The organism is Pseudomonas sp. L13 (genome assembly GCF_009935965.1).
GTDB lineage: Bacteria > Pseudomonadota > Gammaproteobacteria > Pseudomonadales > Pseudomonadaceae > Aquipseudomonas > Aquipseudomonas lactis.
In genome coordinates, this window is the sequence record NZ_QODJ01000132.1 from 1 (window position 1) to 2,360 (window position 2,360).

The window sequence follows — 2,360 nt, forward strand, 5'->3', positions numbered from 1 at the left end:
ACAGCCCAAGGCAGGCGGCACCAAGGAGCCAGTGGTTGAACAGCCCAAGGCAGGCGGTACCAAGGAGCCAGTGGTTGGACAACCCAAGGCAGGCGGCGACATCAGGACCGACGACACCACCTACGGATTCAACTCGAATACCGGCAGGCTGGAAACTACCCTGACGTCAGCGTCCGATAAACCCGAATTCAATATCTGGGATCAGCGCGGGAACGATACCTTTGATTTCTCTGGCTTCGTACAGGATCAAGTCATCGACTTGCGCGGTGGTGCGCTGTCCAGCGTAGGTGGGATGAGGGAAAATGTCAGGATCGGCGAGAAGACCGTGATCGAAAATGCCGTGGGTGGCCGCGGTAACGATCGCATCATGGGTAACAGCGCCGATAACGTCCTGACCGGTGGTGCAGGGGCCGATACGCTGGTGGGCGGCGACGGTTGGAACACCTTCAAGTTCAATGCCTTTAGCGATTCAACCCGTGCCAATGCCGATTTGCTGCTGGACTTCAAAACCGGGCAAGACAAGATCGATCTGTCGCAAATGGCGCTCGACGGCAAGGTCACGTTGAACTTCGTCGATAACTACACGGGGGCGGCGGGTGACACCATCATCAAGTTCAATCCGCAGACGGGACGTTACTTGCTGGCGACCGACCTGGATGGCGATGGCAAGACCGACTTTTTGATCAAAAGCACCCGAATGATCAGCCCGGAAGATGTCATCGGGCTCAACATCAAAGATGGCGGTTATCTCTAACGAGTTGATCGCGCACCTTTGACGGTCGCCATTGCTTGAAGCAAGGCGGGGCGGGACTTAATCAATGGTTGATCAAGTCCCGCCCCTTTGTGCGTTGTGAAAAATTTTTGTTGGGCCCAATGATCCGTCAGGACGCTTGCGCGGTGACCAACGCGGCTTTACGTGCCGCACTCAGGAAGCGCAACAAGGCGACCAGCGCAAATGCACTGCCCACCAGCATTACGGCCAACCAGCCGCCGTGTTCATACACGCTGCTGGCAATCGCCGAACCGAATGCTCCGCCAATGAAGATGCTGGTCATGTACAGCGCGTTCAGACGGCTGCGGCTGTGGGCGTCGAGGGCGTAGATGGCGCGTTGGCCGAGGACCATGTTCATCTGCACGCAGAAATCCAGGACCACCCCGGTGACTGCCAGGCCGATCACGCTGTAGAGCGGGTGCACCCACGCCGGCAGGAAGCTCAGCGCACCAAACAGCATCGCCAGCAACGAGGCGCGGTGAGTATGGCCTGCATCGGCCAGACGACCGGCCATGGGTGCAGCGATGGCGCCAAGGGCACCAACCAGGGCAAACAGTGCGATTTCGCTTTGGCTCAGGCCGTGGTTACGCGCCAGTTCCAATGGCACGGCGGTCCAGAACAGGCTGAAGGCGGCGAACATGCAACCCTGATAGAACGCCCGCTGGCGCAACAACGGTTGCTCACGCAACAGGGTGCCCAGGGAGCGCAGCAACTGGCCGTAGCTGGCACTGTGATCGGGTTGGCGCTTGGGGATGGTCAGCATCAGCACCACGCTGATAAACGCCATCAGCGCCGCGGCCGCCATGAACATCGCCCGCCAGCCGAAGTGGTCGGCCACCACGCTCGACACCGGCCGTGCCAGCAGGATGCCCAGCAGCAGGCCGCCCATGATACTGCCGACCACCCGGCCACGAGACTCGGCGGGCGCCAGGTGTGCGGCCAGCGGGATCAGGATCTGCACCGAGACGGAACTGAAACCGATCAGCAACGACACCAGCAGGAACAGGTTCGGCTGTTCGATAAACGCCGCACCCAACAGGCTGGCGATCGCCACGACGGTGGTGGCAATCATCAGCTTGCGGTTTTCCAGCAGGTCGCCCAGGGGCACCAGAAAGAACAGGCCCAGGGCGTAGCCGATTTGCGTGAGGGACACGATCAGGCTGGCCATTGCTGGCGTCAGGCCAATGTCTGGGGCTATCAGCTCGATGATCGGTTGCGCATAGTAGATGTTGGCGACGATGGCGCCGCAGCAAAACGCGAACAGCATGACCATGCCCCGGGTCATGGTGCCAGCAGCGGGAGAGGTTGCGTTCATGGTGTACTCATAAAGGCGAAGGACGATGGGGTGGGAGAGTAAAGACAAGGCCTGCAAGTGAGTAGGTTGCTTGTGGTGATATCACTTATGTCGGCTGATGATACATTCAGATACATCTGCTTCGCGCGAAAAAGTGGGCGCTGGCTTGCCTACGATGGCCATGGGTATCTACACAACTTTGTGGGCTGTAGCAGCAGACGGTAACCACGATGCGAAGCGAGCCGCTCTTGATCTGCTTTTGATCTTGATCTCAGGCGCCCCGTTAAACCACGC

The 2,360-nt window shown here is 59.3% G+C and carries 2 protein-coding genes; one reads left to right on the forward strand and one right to left on the reverse strand.

Annotated elements, in window-relative coordinates:
- A partial coding sequence (locus DK871_RS28325) for a M10 family metallopeptidase C-terminal domain-containing protein (RefSeq protein WP_178116094.1) occupies positions 1–754 on the forward strand: 754 nt, incomplete at its 5' end.
- A gap of 127 nt (positions 755–881) precedes the next feature.
- Here the strand turns inward: DK871_RS28325 and DK871_RS28330 are convergent.
- The gene (locus DK871_RS28330) at positions 882–2,087 is read right to left on the reverse strand and encodes an MFS transporter (RefSeq protein ID WP_161907466.1); all 1,206 of its coding nucleotides are present in this window, start codon (positions 2,085–2,087) and stop codon (positions 882–884) included.
- Positions 2,088–2,360 lie beyond the last annotated feature (273 nt).

What these genes read in the sequence shown, in the direction of transcription:
- DK871_RS28330 (WP_161907466.1), bottom strand. Translation starts at nt 2,087, where the DNA reads ATGAACGCAACCTCTCCCGCTGCTGGCACCATGACCCGGGGCATGGTC.